Origin of the sequence: Sorangium sp. So ce131 (genome assembly GCF_051519095.1) — a bacterium.
GTDB lineage: Bacteria > Myxococcota_A > Polyangia > Polyangiales > Polyangiaceae > Sorangium.
On the sequence record NZ_CP150455.1, the window covers coordinates 1,073,743 to 1,089,356 of the forward strand.

Annotated in this window: 12 protein-coding genes; 7 read left to right on the forward strand and 5 right to left on the reverse strand. The window is 75.1% G+C overall.

Going from position 1 to position 15,614, the window contains the following annotated elements:
• Positions 1-19 precede the first annotated feature (19 nt).
• Positions 20-829: a lysophospholipid acyltransferase family protein gene (locus WMF43_RS03990; protein WP_437677599.1), complete on the forward strand. Its 810-nt coding sequence runs from the start codon at positions 20-22 to the stop codon at positions 827-829.
• Here the strand turns inward: WMF43_RS03990 and WMF43_RS03995 are convergent.
• Genes WMF43_RS03995 through crtD form a run of 3 tightly spaced genes read right to left on the reverse strand, consistent with a single transcriptional unit; the run spans position 786 to position 4,560 of the window.
• A complete protein-coding gene (locus WMF43_RS03995; RefSeq protein ID WP_437677600.1) occupies positions 786-2,081 on the reverse strand; it encodes a glycosyltransferase in 1,296 nt (431 codons plus the stop codon). The genes WMF43_RS03990 and WMF43_RS03995 overlap by 44 nt on opposite strands.
• Positions 2,078-2,971, reverse strand: a complete 894-nt coding sequence (locus WMF43_RS04000) for a carotenoid 1,2-hydratase (RefSeq protein ID WP_437677601.1) — start codon at positions 2,969-2,971, stop codon at positions 2,078-2,080. The genes WMF43_RS03995 and WMF43_RS04000 overlap by 4 nt, the downstream gene beginning before the upstream one ends.
• On the reverse strand, positions 2,968-4,560 hold the full coding sequence (crtD, locus tag WMF43_RS04005) for a 1-hydroxycarotenoid 3,4-desaturase CrtD (RefSeq protein WP_437677602.1): 1,593 nt from the start codon (positions 4,558-4,560) through the stop codon (positions 2,968-2,970). The genes WMF43_RS04000 and crtD overlap by 4 nt, the downstream gene beginning before the upstream one ends.
• A 98-nt stretch (positions 4,561-4,658) precedes the next feature.
• On the opposite strand from crtD, the gene WMF43_RS04010 reads away from it, so the two are divergent.
• From WMF43_RS04010 to WMF43_RS04035, 6 genes are all read left to right on the forward strand, one after another.
• Positions 4,659-5,570 (forward strand): polyprenyl synthetase family protein, encoded by a 912-nt coding sequence (locus WMF43_RS04010; protein ID WP_437677603.1) that lies wholly within the window; start codon positions 4,659-4,661, stop codon positions 5,568-5,570.
• A 465-nt stretch (positions 5,571-6,035) separates the two neighbouring features.
• Positions 6,036-7,805 (forward strand): acyl-CoA dehydrogenase family protein, encoded by a 1,770-nt coding sequence (locus WMF43_RS04015; protein ID WP_437677604.1) that lies wholly within the window; start codon positions 6,036-6,038, stop codon positions 7,803-7,805.
• Positions 7,806-7,905: 100 nt separating this feature from the next.
• A complete protein-coding gene (locus tag WMF43_RS04020) occupies positions 7,906-8,988 on the forward strand; it encodes a MaoC family dehydratase (RefSeq protein ID WP_437677605.1) in 1,083 nt (360 codons plus the stop codon).
• A gap of 51 nt (positions 8,989-9,039) precedes the next feature.
• On the forward strand, positions 9,040-9,459 hold the full coding sequence (gene mce, locus WMF43_RS04025) for a methylmalonyl-CoA epimerase (protein ID WP_437677606.1): 420 nt from the start codon (positions 9,040-9,042) through the stop codon (positions 9,457-9,459).
• A 259-nt stretch (positions 9,460-9,718) separates the two neighbouring features.
• A complete protein-coding gene (locus tag WMF43_RS04030) occupies positions 9,719-11,800 on the forward strand; it encodes a PAS domain-containing protein (protein WP_437677607.1) in 2,082 nt (693 codons plus the stop codon).
• Between the two features lie 150 nt (positions 11,801-11,950).
• Entirely contained in the window at positions 11,951-12,520 is a 570-nt protein-coding gene (locus WMF43_RS04035; RefSeq protein ID WP_437677608.1) for a hypothetical protein, read from the forward strand.
• 184 nt (positions 12,521-12,704) lie between these two features.
• Here WMF43_RS04035 and WMF43_RS04040 read toward each other — a convergent pair whose 3' ends face one another.
• Together WMF43_RS04040 and WMF43_RS04045 are read right to left on the reverse strand one after the other, a co-directional pair.
• Entirely contained in the window at positions 12,705-14,162 is a 1,458-nt protein-coding gene (locus WMF43_RS04040; protein WP_437677609.1) for a Crp/Fnr family transcriptional regulator, read from the reverse strand.
• Positions 14,163-14,396: 234 nt separating this feature from the next.
• Positions 14,397-15,476, reverse strand: a complete 1,080-nt coding sequence (locus WMF43_RS04045; RefSeq protein WP_437677610.1) for a retropepsin-like aspartic protease — start codon at positions 15,474-15,476, stop codon at positions 14,397-14,399.
• Positions 15,477-15,614: the final 138 nt, after the last annotated feature.

Below are 15,614 nucleotides of genomic sequence, written 5' to 3' on the forward strand. Positions count from 1 at the left end.
CTCCCGGCCGGGAGCCAGGGTGATTCCAGCGCGCAAACATCGGTGGTTCAACGCCTGGTTCGCGGCGCACGCGCGCTCGCGGATCCAGGGCACGTTCGGCGCGGTGCTGGCGCGGGGCCTCGAGGCGGCGCGCGCGCTCTCGGCCGAGGCGCCGCTGCTGCTCGTCGTGAACCACGTGTCGTGGTGGGATCCGCTGGTGATCCTGCACGCGTCGCAGCACCTGCTCGAGGTCGACGGCCACGCGATGATGGCCGCCGACAACCTCCGCCGGCTGCCGTTCTTCGCGCTGGTCGGCGCGTTCGGCGTCGACCTCGACCAGCCCTCGGACGGCACGGCGGCCATCCGGTACGCGGCGCGGCTGCTCGATCGGCCGGGCCGCGCCGTGTGGATCTTCCCCCAGGGGCAGGAGCGGCCGTCGGACGAGCGCCCGCTCGGCTTCCGCGCCGGCGCGGCCCAGGTCGCGCGCGTGGCGCGCCGGGCCGCGGTGGTGCCGGTCGCGCTGCGCTACGAGCTCGCCGGGGAGGAGCGGCCGCGCCTCTACATGGCCTTCGGCGAGCCGGTGGCCGCGCCGCGCGACCGCGGCATCGAGGCGGCGCGGGAGGCCCAGGAGCTCGCGGTCACCGCGGAGCTCGACCGCATCCACCGGGCGATCGGCAAGGCGGCCGGGGCGCCGGGGTCGCCGCTCGACGTGGACGGCTTCCGGTGGGTCCACCGGGCGGCGCCCTCGGTCGTGGGGCAGGCGGCGGAGCGGCTTCTGGCTCACTGGACGAGGCCCCGCGCGCCGCTCACGCCCCGGCTTCCCGGAGGAGGCCGCGGCGATCGATCCTGAACCGGCCGGTCCGCCAGACGACGGTGCGCGTCGACAGCGCCCGGAGGAACGCCGCGCCGAGCACGAGGTCGGCGAGGAGCGCGTCGGCGGCCGCGGCGCGGAGCGGCGCGCGCCGGCCGGAGAGGCGCGCGGCGAGCGCGGCGACCGCGACGCGGGTGGGGACGGCGACGGCCACGGCGAGCAGCGCCGGCGCCGCGGCGATCGGGGCCGAAAGCGCGGCGAGCGCGACGATGAGCGGCGTCGCGAAGAAGAGCGCCGGGTAACTCGCGAGGAGCGCGGGCCGCTGCGCGCGGATGACGGTGATCCAGCGCGCGTAGCGGGCGATCACGTCGCGGAGCGCCCGGCCCGAGGCGAGCGACGGGGCGACGACGGCGGCCGCGCCGATGGCCCCGCGCCGGGCGAGGAGGCGGCGCGAGAGCTCCATGTCCTCGCCGAGGTGCGCGGTGAGCGCCGCGAAACCGCCCGCGCCCGCGAGCGAGCCGGCCCGGACGGCGAAGAGCTTGCCGACGAGGCCGCGCGGATCGAGCCCCGCGAGCAGGGGGAAGGCGTGCAGCGATCCGCCGAGCACCGCGGCCGAGGCGCGGTCGCCGAGCGAGCGCGCCGGGGCGACCTCGACCGGCGGCGCCCACACGGCGTCGAGCGGCGCGCCTCCGCCTGGGCGGGCCGGGCGCGCGCCGTCGGAGCGCGGGCCGAGCGGGCCGATGAGGGCGTCGAGGTCCACGCCGTCGAGGTCGACGTCGCTGTCCGCGACGAGCACGGCGTCGAACGGCGCGCTCTCCCGGGCGACGACCGCGGCGATCTGCGCCGCCTTGCGGTTCGGGCCGGCGGGCGCGGTGATCGCGACCTCGGCGGGGATGGCGGCGGCGCGGAGCCGCTCGGCCGCGGCGGTCGCCGCGGGCAGGGCGCCGTCGGCCGTGTCCGCCACGGCGAAGACACATCGCGCGGGCGCGGACAGCCGAGCCCCGGCGAGCGAGCCGAGCGTCCTCTCGAGGTGAGGCTCGGGGCCGGCGCAGGGGCGCACGACGAGGACGCGGAGGGCGCTCCCCGGGGCGCCCGGCGGGGCCGCGTCGGGCGCGCAGGCCTCTGGCGAGCGCGCGCCGGGCGAGGGGGCGCCTGGCGGGGGGGCGCCGGTAACACGCGCCCCCGGCGAGAGCCGCCGCCCCGCGCGCCGGGCGGCCTCGGCGGAGACGCTCGCGACGGCGAGCGCCCAGGCGAGGGGCAGGAAGGCGGCGGCGTGGAGCAGCGCGCTCACGCCGATCTCCTCATCCGGAACGGCAGGAGGAACTGCACCCAGGGGCTGGCGAAGCGGTCGAGCGAGAGCGCCTCGTGCACGACCGTCGCCGGCGCGCCGCCGAACGTCGCCGCCGCCAGGGAGCGCGCGTAGAACGGCGTGTCCTCGTAGGTGCGGAGCAGCCGCGGCGCCGAGCCCGGGTCGGCCGCGATCTCCCGCGCGATGCCCCAGGTGGTGTCGCCGAGCGGCCGCGGCGCGAGCGGCGGGAGCTCGCGCGCGCCGCCGGCCGCGTCGCCCGCGTTGAACGCGCGCGCGATCAGCAGGCGCGAGCCGTCGCGGCGCCGGACGTCGTAGGTGAGGGCGATGCCGTCGGCCCCGAGCGCGCGCGACCACGTCCAGCGCTCGAAGGCGCGGTCGAGCGGCTCGTCGCCGGCGTTCGTGTCGAGGTAGGCGCTGCCGGAGAAGCGCATCGCCGGGTGGGTGAGCTCGACCTCGGCGCGCGCGACCGGCGCGATCGGCGCCCAGCGGTGCCGCCCCCCGCCGTCGAGCGCGAGCTCGGCCCGGGCGCCGCGCGCGCCCGGCTCCGGCGCGCCCGCGCGGAGGCGCACCGTCCCGGAGAGCCGCGACGGCAGCGGCGCGGTGGTCTCGTCGAAGGCGACGCGGAGCTCGTCCCCGGACCAGTCCATCAGGCTCGGGCCGATGGCGAGCGACCGCGGGGACCTGAAGACGGCGCCGCGCGGGCGCTCGGTCAGCGCCCACCGGTCGGCGCGCGGCCCGTACAGCGCCACGTTCATCGCGCAGTGCATGAGCGGGTCCGCGGGGCCGCGCTCGCGCGCCCTGGCGTAGTACGGCGAGAAGACGCTGCCGAGCATCGCGATGATCGTGATCGCGTGCCGGCGGTCGTCGCTCACCGCGTCCAGGTACCACCAGGCGTAACCGCCGTTCGGGATCTCGAGGTCGAAGCGAGGTCCTCCAGCACGCTCTGCGCCGCGAGCCGCCCGCTCAGCGCCGCCATCGGGACGCCCGCCCCCGGGTGCGCGCTCCCGCCCGCGAAGTACAGGCCCCGGAGCTTCGAGCGCGACGGGGGCCGCGCGAACGGGGAGTTCCACCCGTGCGAGGCCGGCCCGTACAGCGCGCCCCCCGTCGCCGGGAACAAGCGCTCGAAGTCCGCCGGCGTGGTCACCACCGGCGAGGGGCCCGCGATCTTCAGCGAGAGGCCGGACCGCTGCAGTTGATGGAACAAGCGCTGCTCGCATGCGTGGATCTCCGTGGATGAGGGGACGTGGTTATCACCCGTCGCAGGTGCGTTGACGATGAAGAACAGGCGCTCTCCGGCGGCGCGCGCCGGCGCCGTAGCGCCTCCCCCGCCCGGCCCGGCGGCGGGCCCGCCGGGCTCGAGCGACGGATCGTTCCAGCGGTCCTCGGCGCAGACGTAGACGGTGGGGTCGCGGGGGACGGCGGAGCGCTCGAAGAGGTCGCTGAACTCGGCCTCGTAGTCGCGGGAGAAGAAGACGTTGTGCCGGACGAGGGGGAAGCCGCTGACCTCGGCGACGAGCGCCCAGGTCATCGCCGAGAGCGAGCGCGGGGCGTCGGCCGGGGCCTTGCGGGCGGCGCGCTGGCCGAAGAGGCCGCTCCGCAGCGCCGCCGGATCGGCGTTCAACACGATCGCGTCGGCCGGGAGGCGCTCGCCGTCCTCGAGCACGACGCCGGCGGCGCGGCCGCGGCCGTCCTCGATGGCGGCCACGTGGGCGCCGCAGCGGATCGTCGCGCCGGCGCGGGTCGCGGCCGCGGCGAGCGCCTCGGCGACCCGGTACATCCCGCCCTCGGGGAACCAGACGCCCTCGCGCTCGACGTGCGCGATCACGCTCAGCGTCGCCGGCGCGAGGAACGGCGAGGAGCCGCAATAGGTGGCGTACCGGCCGAACAGCTGCCGCAGGCGCTCGTCCTGGAAGAAGTCGCAGAGCGCCCGGTAGAGGGTGCGGTGCCCGTCGATCTTCATCACCCCGCCGAGGCCGAGGCTGCCGGCGGTGCTCAGGAGGGTCGTCAAGGTGGGCCGCTCCGCGCGCAGGAACGGCCCCTCCACGACGTCGAAGATCTCCCGCGCGTACCGGCAGAACCGGCGGTATCCGTCCGCCTCCCGCGGCCCCGAGAACGCGCCGATCGCGTCCGCGGTGCGCTCGACGTCGGCGAACAGGTCGAGCGTGGCGCCGTCGGGCCAGGCGTGGCGCGCGAGCGTCTCCGCCGGGCGGAGCGGCACCTCGTCCTCGAAGCGGAGCCCGAACGAGCCGAAGAGCTCGTCGAAGACCCACTTCATGGTGAGCACCGTCGGCCCCACGTCGATGCGGCGGCCGTCGAGCGACACCTCGCGCATCTTTCCGCCGACGCGAGCCGCCCGTTCGAGTAGCACGACCTCGAGCCCGCTCGACGCCAGGAGCGCCGCCGCGGTCAGCCCGCCGATGCCCCCGCCGATCACCACGACGCGCCCTCTCCTGTCCTGCATGGCTCCGGAGTGTACCCGCCGCGTTCGCTTTGTCTAGGCTTTGTTTAAAGGATGTTCAAACCATTGACGATGTCTCGAACATCATGTAAAGCTGGGTGATGGATTCCGACCGTCGGATCGAGCGTGTTCTTCTGGTCGCGATTGAGTCGCTCTCGTCCCCCGCGTCGCCGCCCGGGCTGCTGGCGGCGACGCACCACGCCGTCTTCCCCGGCGGCGCTCGCATCCGCCCGCGGCTGTGCCTGGCGGTCGCGGCGGCGTACGGCGATCCCGCGCCCGAGGTGACCGACGCCGTGGCGGCGGCGGTGGAGCTCATCCACTGCGCCTCGCTCGTCCACGACGATCTGCCGTGCTTCGACGACGCGCCGCTCCGGCGCGGGCAGCCGTCCGTGCACCGCGCCTTCGGGGAGCCGCTCGCCGTGCTCACCGGCGATCAGCTGATCGTGCTCGCCTTCGAGGCGCTCGCGCGCGGCGCCTTCCACGCGGTGGCGAGCGGCGTGATGGACGCGCGCAAGGCGGTCCGGTTCTTCGAGGTGCTCGCGGCCGGCGTGGGGATGCCGCAGGGGATCATCGCCGGGCAGGCGTGGGAGTCGGAGGGGAAGGTGCCGCTCGCGACCTACCGGCGCGCGAAGACGGGCGCGCTGTTCGAGGCGGCGGCGGTCCTCGGCGCGCTCTCGGCGGGCCAGGACGGGGGGGCCTGGGGCGCCCTGGGGCAGCGCATCGGCGAGGCGTACCAGGTCGCGGACGACGTGCTCGACCTGATCGGGCAGCCGGAGGACATGGGCAAGCCGGCCGGGCGCGACGGCGCGCTCGGGCGGCCCAACACGGCGATGGAGCTCGGGCTCTCGGGGACGACCCGGCTGCTGCAGCGGCTCATCCAGGACGCGCTCGAGTCGGTGCCGACGTGCCCGCGGGCGGACGACGTGCGGTCGTGGGCGATGGAGCTCGGGGACAGGCTCATGAGCGCTTGCCGGAGCCGGGTGGCGGGGGTGGCGGCGGCGAGCTCCGCGTAGGGAGGGGTCGCCCGGAGCGGCCCGGCCCCCGGTGAGGGTGTTCATCGCGCGGTGTGGGGCCCCGCCGAACTCGTCTGGGACACTCGCTGTCCAGCGTGCGGGGCACGCTGAACAGCGAATGTCCCAGACTCAGACACGGCCCGTCCCCACACCGCGCGATGAACACCCTCACCGGGGGCCTACGGTTGTTGAAGGGGGAGGGCGTCCGGGACTGCTGAGGTAGGGGCGGTCCGAGATTGCGCAACATCCTCGCTGGGGGCTGCGGTCGTAACGGCCGTCCGAGACTGCTGCGGTAGGGGGGCGTCGTTCGTGGGGTGGGGCGCCCTGGCTCGACGAGGGGGCCTGAGGGTGGCATTCTCGGCGGGCCTTTCCGCTCCTGTCGCGGTGGGCGTGGGACGGGGAACTGCGCGGGGGGCGGCAGCCGGTCAGAGCGGCTCGGGCCGTGATCCGCCACGGGGAGGGGGGATGAGGGCGATCCGGGAGCAGCACGCCACCATCGTGTCGCGCACACTCGAGGACGAGAGTCCAGGGGGGATGCGCGAGGCGATCTCCTCCGTCGAACAGCTCGCGCGGGTCGCGCGAGGGCGCTTGAGAGATCGGGTGGTGGACGTCGGCGCCGCGGCGAGCGCAGGGATCCGAGGGGCGCCCAGGAACGGAGGGTTCTCCAGGACGGGGAGCGGCGCGGTGCCGCTGCACGTGTCGCGGCCGCTGCTCGATCGACACCAGCTCGCAGGGCACGCGCTCGCCCACCTCTACGCGGAAATCGAGGCGTGCCGCGCGCTCGACGGGTGGGCCCGCGAGGTCGGCGGCGCCGCCAGGGCCGTGGCCGAGGCGCACGCCGGCGCGCTGCTCCTCGCGCTGCGCGGCGGCGTCGACCTCGGCGGCGGCGAGATCGCGCCGCTCGGAGAGCTCGAGCTGCGCGACGACGAGGTCGCCAAGGCGATCGGACACCCCGCCATCGCGGCGTGGGCGCGCGACGCCGGCTCGGGGGCGGCCGTCAGCGGGCTCGCGCGCCTCGCCGCCGAGCAGGGGATCCCCGAGGGGGGCGGCGTCGAGGACGAGCGCGTCGGCTGGATACGGCACAACATGCGCGACTTCGTCGAACGCCTCGTCGAGCCGCTCGCGCCGGAGATCCACCGGCGCAACGGGCTCATCCCCGAGTCGATCATCCGCCGCATGGGGGACTTCGGGGTGTTCCGGCTGGCCATCGCGCCCGACCACGGCGGCGACGGGCTCGGCGTCGCCGCCATGGTCGCCGCCGTCGAGGAGCTCGCGCGCGGCTCGCTCGGGTTCGGCGTGCTCGCCATGACCACCTGCATCGCGGCAGACCTGCTCGCCCGCGCCGGGACCGAGCTGCAGCGCCGGACCTGGATCACCCGCATCGGCGCCGGCGAAGCGCGCTGCGCCCTCGCCTTCTCGGAGCCCGCGTACGGGTCGGACCTCGCCCGCGTCGCCACGCGCGCCGAACGCCAGGGCGACGGCAGCTACGTCCTCACCGGCAAGAAGGCGTGGGTCACCGGCGCGTCCCGCGCCGACCTCGTGCTCCTCCTCGCCAAGACCACGGCGCCGAGCGGGCAGGGGCAGCAGACGCTCGGGCCCAGCCTGTTCGCGGTCGCCAAGCGGCGCGGGGCGCCGGGCGACGACTTCCCGGACCCAGGGCTCGGCGGCGCCGAGATGCGCGCCCTCGGGCAGCGCGGCATGGGCCACTACGAGCTCCGGATCGAGGGGCTGCACGTCGGGCGCGAGGCCCTGCTCGGCGAGCGCGAGGGCGAAGGGATCGCCCAGATCCACCGGGCGCTCGTGGTCGGGCGCATCTACGCGGCCGCGTGCGGGGTGGGCGTCGCGCAGGCCGCGCTGGAGCAGGCCCTCGCGCGGGCCAGGGCGCGCGTGCAGTTCGGGGCGCCGCTGCTCTCCTTCCCGCGCGTGGGGCACCGGCTCGGGGGGATCGTCGCGCGCGTCTCGGCCGCGCGGCAGCTCACGCGCGCCGCGGCGCAGGCGGCGGACGCGGGGCGGCCGTGCGAGCTCACGTCGGCGATGGCGAAGCTCTTCTCGGTCCGCGCCGCCTGGGACGCCGCCGACGCCTGCATGCAGATCCACGGGGCCAACGGGTACGCCGAGGCCTCGCCCCCGGCCCGCCTCCTGCTCGACGCCCGCGGCCTCTTCGTCCACATGGGCACGCAGGAGGTGCTCGCGCACGGCATCGCGCGCGCCCTGCTCGAGGGCGCGCACCCCTGAGCGCGCCCGCTCCGGCGGCGCGGCCAGCTCGCCGGCGCGCCGCCGGCGCGCCGGCGGCGCTGTCGCGGCGCGAGCGCGCGTGCCATGCTCGCGCTGGCCGATGGTCCGCTCTCCCCGCTACGGTCGCAAGCTCGACGACTTCACGGTCGGCGCGGTGTACGCGCACCCCTGGGACGTCACCGTCGACGAGGGCATGCTCGCGCTCTTCGCCGCCTCCTTCCAGGACGCGCTCCCGACCTACGCCAGCCGCGTCGCGGCCCGCGCGGCGGGGCTCAAGGACAGGCCGGTGAGCCCGCTGCTGCTCCTCAACCTCGGCATCTCGTTCAGCGTGCACGACGTGAGCGAGCAGGCGATCGCGCACCTCGCGTACATCGACGTCCGGTTCCCGGACGCCTGTTACCCGGGGGACACGCTGCGCGCGAGCTCGATGGTCATCGGCAAGAAGCCCGCCTCGACCGGCGACAAGGGCGTCGTGCACGTCCGGACGCAGGTGGTGAACCAGGACGGGCTGCTCGTGTGCTCGTTCGAGCGGAAGGCGCTCGTGCCGCCCGGCTGCGTCGCGGAGCGCCCCGCGGACGCGCCGCACGACGTCGCGCAGCCCGCCGCCACGCCGGCGCGCCTGCCGAAGGAGCTCGAGGGGCCGCTGCCGCCGCCGCCGCGCCGCGGCGGCTTCGCCGGCTTCTGGGACGACTTCGAGGTGGGCGACGTGTTCACCCACGAGGTCGGCCGGACCATCGGGGACAGCGAGCACATGCAGCTCGCGACGCTCCTGCGCAACTCCCACCCGCTGCACCTCGACGAGCAGTACTGCCGCTCGAGCTCCTTCGCGAAGACGCGGGTCGTGCACGGGGGGCTCGTGCTTTCCTGGGTGCTCGCGCTCACGAGCCGGGACACGGCGGGCAACGCCGTCTGGGACCTCGGCATGGACGACGGCGCCCACCCGAGCGGCGTGCTCGCGGGCGACACGCTCTTCGCCGCCTCCAAGGTGGTCGCGCGGGAAGAGGCGGGCCCGGGCGCCGGGCGCGTCACCTTCCGGATCGTCGGCGTGAAGAACACGCCGCCGCGGGCGCTGCTCGCGCAGGGGGCCGACCTGTTCACCCCCGAGCTCGGCAAGACCGACGGCAGGGTCAAGGAGAAGGTCGTGGAGATCACGCGAACGCTGCTCGTGCGCCGGCGGGGATGATCCCGGGGCGGCGGGCGCGGGCGAGAGGCGCGAAGGCGGCAGGGCGAGGCGATGCTCAAGATCAAGAAGATCGATCACGTGGCGGTGGCGGTGTCCGACGTCGACGAGGCGCTCGCGCGCTACGAGCGGCTGCTCGGCGTGGAGGGGCGCTCGCGGGAGGTCGTGGCGTCGCAGAAGACCGAGGTCGCGCTGCTCCCGCTCGGCGAGACGTCGATCGAGCTCATCTCGCCGAAGGGCAACGAGGGGCTCGCGCGGTTCCTGGAGAAGCGGGGGCCGGGGCTGCACCACATCGCCGTCGAGGTCGAGGGCATCGAGGCGGCGCTCGCCGCGCTGAAGGCGCTCGGCGTGCCGCTCATCGACGAGGCGCCGCGGATCGGCGCGCGAGGCCACAAGGTGGCGTTCGTACACCCGAAGGCGACCGGCGGCGTCCTGGTCGAGCTGGTCGAGGAAGCGCCGCCCGGCGAGGCCTGAGCCAGCGCAGGCGGCGCAAGCGCAGGACGGGTGCAGGCGCAGGACGGGCGTCCGCGCAGCCACGGACGCAGGCGCAGCACGGGCGCAGGCGCAGCACGGGCGTACGCGCAGCCACGTACGCAGGCGCAGCCGCGGACGCAACCGCGGCCAGGATCACAGCCGCGTCCGGTGTCGCAGAAGAGGCACCCCCGGGCGGCCGCCGCGGCATACAATGCGGCGCCATGAGCATCGCCGCGCCCGAGGCAGGAGCACAACGGCCATGAGCTCGGCGACGAGCCGGGAGCTGGACGCCCTCCGCGCGCGCGTCGCCGAGCTCGAGCGGGAGCTCTCCCGCCTCCGCGCGGCGGGCCCGCCGCCCATCGACGCGCCCACCGCGGGGGAGGCGCAGCGCGACGAGGGCGAGCGCGCGGCGCAGATGGGCAACTGGATCTGGGAGACCGGCCAGAACAACATCACCTGGTCGAAGCAGCTCTTCCGGATCCTGGGCTACGACCCGGAGCAGGAGCGGCCGTCGATCGCGGCCTTCATCGAGGCGGTCCACCCCGACGACCGGGAGCGGATGCGGTTCGCGCTCCAGCGCGCGCTCGACACCGGCGACGCGTCGGGCGCGATCGCGTTCCGCGTGCTCCGCCGGGACGGCGCGGTGCGGGAGTGCCTCCTGAGCAGCCTGCCCATCACCGACGGCGCGTCGCCGCCGTCCCGCTACGTCGGCGCCGTCGTCGACCTCACCGACCGCCGCCGCGCCGAGCAGGAGCTCCGCCGCAGCGAGCGGATGCTCCGGGAGGCGCAGCGCATCGCGCACGTGGGCAGCTGGTCCTACGACCTCGCCTCGCGGACCGTCCGCTGGTCCGAGCAGCTCTTCCACATCCTCGGCGTCGACCCGTCGGTGCGCCCGACGTTCGAGCTCTTCGCGGGCCTCATCCACCCCGAGGACCGCCACCGGGTCTTCGGCGGCGCCGAGAGCTCCTCGCCGCTCGGCATCGCGAGCCCCGTCGAGTGCCGCGTCGTGCGCCCGTGCGACGGCGAGCTGCGGCACGTGCAGATGGCGGCGGAGCTGCTCACCGACGAGGACGGGGCGGTCATCGGGCTGCTCGGCACGAGCCTCGACATCACCGAGCGCCGGCGCCTCGAGGAGCAGCTCCTCCACAGCCAGAAGCTCGAGGCCATCGGGCGCCTGGCGGGCGGGGTCGCGCACGACTTCAACAACATGCTCACCGCGATCTTCGGGCACCGGGAGCTCGCGGTCCGCAAGGTGCCGTCGGCCTCGCCCATCGCCGAGCACCTCGCGCAGATCGGCACCGCGGCGGAGCGCGCCGCGGCGCTCACGCGGCAGCTGCTCGCCTTCGCGCGCAAGCAGCTCATCCAGCCGACCGTGCTCGATCCGAACGGGCTGATCCTCGGGGTGGAGCCGCTCCTGCGCCCGCTCGTCGGCGAGGACGTGCAGCTCGACGTGGCGCCGGGGAACCAGATCTGGCCGATCCGGATCGATCGCGGCCAGTTCGAGCAGCTGCTCATGAACCTGGCCGTGAACGCGCGCGACGCGATGCCCGGCGGCGGCCGCCTCACGATCGAGACAGCGAACGCCACGTTCCGCGCGGAGGACGCGGAGCGGATGCCGGAGATCGAGCCGGGCGACTACGTGCAGCTCACGGTCACGGACACCGGGCAGGGCATGGAGGCGGCGATCCAGCAGTACGTGTTCGAGCCGTTCTTCACCACGAAGGAGCCGGGCAAAGGGTCGGGGCTCGGGCTCGCGACGTGCCACGGCATCGTCAAGCAGCACGGCGGCCACATCTGGTTCTCCAGCGCCTCCGGCCAGGGCACGCGCTTCACCATCTGCTTTCCGCGCGTGCGCGGCGCGCCGACCGAGCAGGCCCCGAGGATGTCGCCCGCGGTCGCCGGCGGCGGCGAGACCGTGCTCGTCGTGGAGGACGAGGAGCAGGTGCGCGAGCTCTGCGTCGCCGCGCTGCGCTCGCTCGGCTACTCGGTGCTGGCGGCGCGCAGCGGCAAGGAGGCGATCGCCCTCGCCGCGGCCTATCCCGGCCCGATCCACCTGCTCGTGAGCGACGTCGTCCTGCCGGACGAGCGCGGCCCCGAGCTCGCGGCCGCGCTGGCCCGCGTGCGCGCGCCGCTCCCCGTGCTCCACACCTCGGGCTACATGGAGGACTCCCTCTTCCAGAGCGACCTGCTCGAAGGCGCCGTGAACTTCCTCCCCAAGCCGTACACGCCCACGCAGCTCGCGAAGGCGGTGCGCGCGGTGCTCGACGCGTCCGCGCCGGGCCGCCGTCCGCAGGGGCCCGCCGACGCGGCGCCCGCCCCGGTAGCCGAGCGCCTGCCGTGACGGCACCCGCGCGCGGCGGCGGCCGCGCCCGCGAGGCGGGCGAGGCGCGCGGGTGGGACAACGACCGCCGAGGTCGGGCGTGGCGGTCTCCGCGGTCCGGGCTGGCCCCCGCCGCTGGGGTGCATCTATCCTGACCGGGCGGCTTTCGCGATGAAGATCCGGGGCTCAGCGCTCATGCACGCGAGGACCTACCTGACGACGCGGTGGGGCAGCCAGGCCATGGCGATCCTCGACGCCAAGCTGCCCGCCGCGGCCCGCGCGGTCTTCACCTCGCCCGACCTCGTGGCGCACAGCTGGTACCCGGTCGCGGTCTGGAACTCCGTCGCCGACGAGATCTCCCGGTGGCCGAACAAGTCCGGCGTCATCCGCGATCTCGCGGCCTACGTGGCCGAGCAGGACCTGACGCTCACGCACAAGGTGCTGCTCAAGCTCGGCACGCCCGCGCTCGTCATGCGGCAGGCGAGCGTGATGTGGGGGATGTACTTCAACGGCGGCCGGCTCGCCCCGTTCGCCGAGGGCGAGCGCTTCTTTCGGCTGATTCTCTACCTCGGGGTCGATCCCCTGTCCGACCCCGGGCGCCAGACGTGCCGGGAGGCCGTGCCGGGCTGGCAGGAGAACGCCCTCCGCCTCGCGGGCGCGCGCGGCGGGCAGAGCCTGCACGCGAAGTGCCGGTTCGAGGGACACCCCACCTGCGAGTACGAGGTGCGCTGGCTCCGCTGAAGCGGCCGGGCGGGACGGCGCCGCGGCCCGCGCGGCGCACAGCGCGCGGCGTGGCGCACAGCGCGCGGCGTGACGCACAGCGCGCGGCGCGGCGCACAGCGCGCGGCGTGACGCACAGCGCGCGGCGCGGCGCACAGCGCGCGGCGCGGCGCGGCGTGGCGCACAGCGCGCGGCGCGGCGGCGCTCAGGTCTTGGTGCAGAAGGCGAACAGATTCACTTGCGCCTCCTCGGCGCGCACCTCCACCGGGGTGTTCCCGAACTTCGAGCGGGCGAAGAGCGCCCGGAGATCCTCGGGGCTGCGGTGGATCAACTCCCACTCGAGGACGTGGTCCATGAAGGCCTTGTTCGGGTTGTTCACCCCGAAATTGCCCACGACCGCGGTGCCTCCGGGGAGCAGCTTGTCATACATGCAGTTGATCAGGGTCACGACGAGATCGTCCCGCAGGTAGTCCGTGAGCCCGATCGTGTAGATCAGGTGCTGGGGCTTGAGCACCGTCTTGCCGCGGCCGTGGGCGAGCCTCACCGCGTTGTCCTGGGCGAAGCTGAAGCGGTCCATCACGCCGAGGTTGTCGGCGATGCCGGCGGAGTAGGCGAGCGCCTGGTTGTCGATATCGATGCACGTCGCCTTGATGTCGGGCGGGTCGCTGCCGTCCGCGAAGAGGTCGAACAGCTCCCGGGCGGGGCCGCTCGCCAGGCTGGTGACGAGGAGCGGGCCGGGCGCGTGCGCGCGGCAGGCGTCCCGGATCGCGCGGCACATGAGGCTCCGCCGGTTCTTCACGGCGCGGCAGGCCTCGAGCTCCAGGCCCCACTGGTCGATGTAGCGGCCGAGCCGGCCGTCGCCGGCGGGCTCGTCGTTGTACATCATCTCGATGGTGTAGAAGTCGCCGGCGTAGCCGCGCGGCTTCGTGTAGCACCGGTCGACGGTGCGGCTCAGCATGAACAGCGAGAACGTCTCGCGGAAGACATAGGCGCCGATGCCCTTCTCGAGGTGGCGCTCGCGCTCGATGTGATCGCGCAGCGCCGACACGACGGTCTGGCACGCGGCGCTCACCTTGTCCTGGATCTCAGCCTCGGGGTGCTTGCCCTCCTTCACCATCCTGTCGGCGATCATCATCTCGAACTTGAACTGTTCGATCGTGTCGATGAGCTTCGGAGGGATGTTGTTGGTGCCGGCCTGGCCCGTCCTCGCGGCGTGGAACCGGTTGACCTGCGGCACGTCCTCGACGAGGAGCGGGGGCAGCATCGCCGTGTTCTCGCGCAGGCGCTGCGCGAGCATGATCGCGAGCGACTGGTAGAAGCGCGCCGCGAGGCCGGGGACGGAGGCAAGGAGGGAATGGACATACGGGCCTTCGATCACGTCGAGCGTGCACTCCTCGCGGGCGACGACCGAGGCGCTCGCGGCGGCGCTCTCCAGGAACGACATCTCCCCGAAGATGGCGCCGGGCCCGAGCTGGCGGAGCGCCACGCCGCGCCCGAGGTGGGCGACCTCGACCCCGACGAGGCCGCTGCGCACGATGAAGATGCCCTGCCTGCGCGAGCCCTCCTCGAGGATCTGCTCGCCCGGACGGTAGGTGACGCAGGTCGACTTCTCCAGCAGCAAGCGCTCGTCATCCTGGGTCAAGAACTCGAAACCTGTAGTCATGGTGCCTCCCGACCAACGTAAGCGCCTCGACGTCGCGGAGTTCCGGGTCTCCCCCCCGCCGCGGCGACAGGACGTCTACGCGTGGGCCCCTTCTACCACGGCGCATCGGGCCTTCGCTGCAGCATGGCGGGCGCCCGCGAGCGTCCGCCGGCGTTCGCGGGCGCTCGCGGGTGCACGCGAGCGTCCGCGAGCGCCGCGGCGTTCGCGGCGGAGACGCGCGCTCCGATCAACAGGTCACGGCGGCGCGCAGGCGGCGAGGCCGCCGTCGGGGGCGAGCAGCAGCACGCAGGCGCGGAGCACATCCATGCCGACGAATCCGTCGGTGGGGCAGGCCGCCCGCGGCTCGCCGGGCAAGAGGTCGATATCCGCGGCGGCGTCGAGCCCCGCGAGCTGTAGGCGCACGCCGGAGAGGACGGGCACGGTGTGCTTGCCGGAGGCGGCGTAGGCGCTCCTGCCGCCGCGGGCGCGGGGCGACAGCCTCTTCCCCGCGGCCGAGGCGGCGAGCAGCGAGCTCTGCGACGCCCCCGAGTCGACCTTCAGCGTGACCGCGAGCCCCTCGACGTTGGCCTTGGCGGTGAGCTCGAGTCCCTGGTTCGGTCCGCCGCAGCGGCCGAGCTCGACGATCGCGGCCTCCCCGAACCGCTCCCGGAGGGAGCGGGCGGCCTGGTCGCGCGGCGCCTCGGTCATCAGGCCGCTGCGGAGGTCGAGCACGACGGCGCGGCCCGGGGCCGCCAGCGCCTGCGGCGCGAGGAAGCCGCCGATCCCGATGCGCCGGAGGACATCGGGGACGGGGACGACGAGCAGCGCGGGGGTCTCCACCGTCCCCCAGCCGGAGAGCGCGACCTTCGCGTTCTCGGCCCGGGAGATCGACACGGACCTGCCGGCGTGGTCGACGCCGACGTCGCCGGCGGTGGAGAGCGGCAGATCGAGCTCTTCGGCGAGCCAGCGGGCGAGGACGTGGTGGGAAGCGCCGGTGTCGACGATCAGCGCGGTCGGCTGGCCCGAGACGACGGCGTCGACGAGCGGGGAGGGGAACGGGCGGTCGTTGAGCTCGAACTGGAGGCTTGCCCGGCGCGCGGCGGCCGCGGTCGCGGCCGGCGCCGGCGGCCCGCCCCGGGAGGGCTCGCCGGCGAGCGCCGGCCGCGCGGCGCTTCGCTCGCCGCTCTGCTCGGCCGGCCGCGGCGACCCCGGCGCCGCCGCGCCGACCGCGGCGGGCGCGGCGCAGCCGGCCGCGGCGATCGCGCCTGCTGCGAGCGCGCCTGCTGCGAGCGCGGCCGCGAGGACCCCCCGTGCACGAGCGCGCTGCCCCGGCATCACCGGCGCGAGGCGGGCTCCGGCGCGCGCTGGCCGGGGTGGCCCGCTTCGCCGTCTTCCCGTCCTTCCTCCCGAGCTGAAGAGAGCCTCCAAGGCATGTTCACCGAGCCATCATTGGCCGGCGCTCGACCTCGGTCA

Coding starts and splice junctions, on each gene's coding strand:
- crtD (WP_437677602.1), bottom strand. CDS start 4,560: ATGCAGGACAGGAGAGGGCGCGTCGTGGTGATCGGCGGGGGCATCGGC.
- WMF43_RS04010 (WP_437677603.1), top strand. CDS start 4,659: ATGGATTCCGACCGTCGGATCGAGCGTGTTCTTCTGGTCGCGATTGAG.
- WMF43_RS04015 (WP_437677604.1), top strand. CDS start 6,036: ATGAGGGCGATCCGGGAGCAGCACGCCACCATCGTGTCGCGCACACTC.
- WMF43_RS04020 (WP_437677605.1), top strand. CDS start 7,906: ATGGTCCGCTCTCCCCGCTACGGTCGCAAGCTCGACGACTTCACGGTC.
- mce (WP_437677606.1), top strand. CDS start 9,040: ATGCTCAAGATCAAGAAGATCGATCACGTGGCGGTGGCGGTGTCCGAC.
- WMF43_RS04030 (WP_437677607.1), top strand. CDS start 9,719: ATGAGCTCGGCGACGAGCCGGGAGCTGGACGCCCTCCGCGCGCGCGTC.
- WMF43_RS04035 (WP_437677608.1), top strand. CDS start 11,951: ATGAAGATCCGGGGCTCAGCGCTCATGCACGCGAGGACCTACCTGACG.
- WMF43_RS04040 (WP_437677609.1), bottom strand. CDS start 14,162: ATGACTACAGGTTTCGAGTTCTTGACCCAGGATGACGAGCGCTTGCTG.
- WMF43_RS04045 (WP_437677610.1), bottom strand. CDS start 15,476: ATGCCGGGGCAGCGCGCTCGTGCACGGGGGGTCCTCGCGGCCGCGCTC.